This is a genomic window from Allomesorhizobium camelthorni (genome assembly GCF_011045125.1).
Classification (GTDB): domain Bacteria; phylum Pseudomonadota; class Alphaproteobacteria; order Rhizobiales; family Rhizobiaceae; genus Allomesorhizobium; species Allomesorhizobium camelthorni.
In genome coordinates, this window is the sequence record NZ_JAAKZF010000218.1 from 1 (window position 1) to 2,113 (window position 2,113).

General features: G+C 61.3%; 2 protein-coding genes and 1 pseudogene. All 3 read left to right on the forward strand.

Going from position 1 to position 2,113, the window contains the following annotated elements; genetic code table 11:
• Positions 1 to 155: 155 nt before the first annotated feature.
• Positions 156 to 341: pseudogene (locus G6N73_RS38185) on the forward strand (helix-turn-helix domain-containing protein); the annotation flags it as partial.
• Between the two features lie 110 nt (positions 342 to 451).
• Positions 452 to 1,057, forward strand: a complete 606-nt coding sequence (locus tag G6N73_RS35395) for a helix-turn-helix domain-containing protein (protein WP_165034495.1) — start codon at positions 452 to 454, stop codon at positions 1,055 to 1,057.
• Positions 1,054 to 1,698 (forward strand): RES family NAD+ phosphorylase, encoded by a 645-nt coding sequence (locus G6N73_RS35400; protein WP_165034496.1) that lies wholly within the window; start codon positions 1,054 to 1,056, stop codon positions 1,696 to 1,698. Before G6N73_RS35395 ends, G6N73_RS35400 begins: the two co-directional genes overlap by 4 nt.
• Positions 1,699 to 2,113 lie beyond the last annotated feature (415 nt).

Genomic DNA, 2,113 nt, shown 5'->3' on the forward strand with positions numbered 1-2,113 from the left:
ACGAGTTGCCTATCCGGGCCGGAGCGTCAGGGTCCTGATTGGGATCGTAAGCCGAAATTCCAGCTGACACGATTTCGGACCAGCGCACAAAATGATGTGTACCGGTCATGATACGTGCATAGGCCGTTAGGAGCGCGGGAAGATCTGTCGGCCGGAAGGCCGAACAGATCGATCATCTGTTCGACAGCCTGAAGCCCAAGATCCTGATCTTCGACGAATTCCACAACGCCTTGCGAGGCCGGTCCCGGGACGCGCCTCGCGGCGCGCTTAACCTCATTGTTGAGCTTGGCGTGCGGGAGATGACGGGCAGGGGACGGTATTGCGCATCGGGGATTCTTTGAAAACGCGCGCCAACGGACCCCGCTGAGCCATGGCATCTGCATAATGGTCGTTTGGTTGACGTTAGCACTAGAGTATGTATATACTCCCTAAGACAACCAGCGAGGTTATTATGGCCCGTACCGCGCCAAACCCGAGCAGCACGCGTTCTGATCCCCTGCAGGCGGCCTTTCTTCGGCGCGCAACATCAGCTCTTGAGCGCATGGCGGCCACTGCTTCGCCGAAGACTCTGTCCGACGCTTTAGCTGCCCCAACCGATGCAGGTTCGCTTGCATGGCTTCTCAGTCGGTCCGAGGTTGTCGGTCCGGCCGTCATCGAACTCGACCCGCTCGTTCCAGCCTTGGCAAAGAACGTCGAACACCGCAAGCGTCTGATTGAGCGCGCTGGCGGCACTTTGTCGGCCGAGGATTCGGGCCGACTTCTCGGCATCTCGCGTCAAGCTGTCGACAAGCGCCGGCGGGCCGGAGCGTTGCTTGCTGTTCGCGAGGGAAGCGACTGGCGCTATCCCGCCTGTCAATTCGATGAGACGGACGTCGTTGCCGGTATCGCGGAAGTCGTTCGAGCCTACGCTTCGGCCGGGCCGTGGGTGGCGCTCGATTTCCTGCTCGCGCCCGACTCGGCGCTTGGAGGGCGCTCGGCCCTTGACGCGCTGAAGTCCGGCGATCGGGACGCGGTTCTGCGCCTCCTGCGCAGTGAGGCGCAGGACGGGTTTGCATGACGTCTAGCAGGCGGGCCGCGCCCCGCGGTCCGTCCGGTCTGGCGCCTCCTCCTCCCGAATGGCTCGCTGACATTTCGCTGCCGATCGACGAGATACAGGCCGGACAGGTGTTGCACCGTGTCCACCGTTCGTCACTCGATCCTATTTTCTTCGGCCCGGGCTCCAACGTGCCGCCGACTAACCGCTTTGATAGTGCAAGCGGGCGGTTCGGTGTTCTCTATGCCGGACTGACCCTTCGCGGCGCCCTGGCCGAAACCCTTATGCGCAATCCGCAACGTCTCATGGTGGCCATGACCGATATCGTTGGGCGCTCTGTATCCGGGCTCGTCTCTGACCAACCCTTGCGGATTGTGCGCCTGTATGGATCGGGACTGCAGACGGTCGGGACGGACAACTCGATTTCGACCGGCCCCTATGAACCCTGCGGCCTCTGGTCGGACGCCCTCTGGGATCACCCAGACCGTCCGGATGGATTAGCTTACCAGTCGCGCCATGACTCAAGCGAGATTTGTCTCGCAATCTTTGAAAAGGCCGACGTTCGTCTTAAAGCTAAGGGAACCCAGGCGTTGTCGAGCATGCTTGGAGACGTGGCCGCAATGCTCGACAGCTATGGCAAATCCGTCTCCCCGCCCCGCGAATGACCCGTTCGATACCAGATCAGGGTGTTGTCGTTGCTCGGGAGGGCAAGAACTTCAAGCGGAGCGGCATCACCCCTCCACACTGTCACATCGTGCCTGATCGCTATGGCACTGACCGGGGCCTTCCTGCTACAGACGGAGGCGCTGCGGCACGCGCGTCTCAGCCACGTACTCATCGTGCATATGCATTCCCCGAAATCATGGGCTCCTGCTCATTGTCGTCGGTGCGGCGATGACTCGGCTGCGGGCGGTTACGGACGCCGCCGGCTAGAATCGTTGCTTGGCGAGTTTCCGGGACTCGACAGGGCATCTATCGCCGATCGGTTGCCCCACCTGCAAGAAGCGCGTGTTATGAACCATTCAAAACGTCATGACGAGAATTCCGCCTTGCCCGCCGTTCCTGTCCGCATCCTGCCGA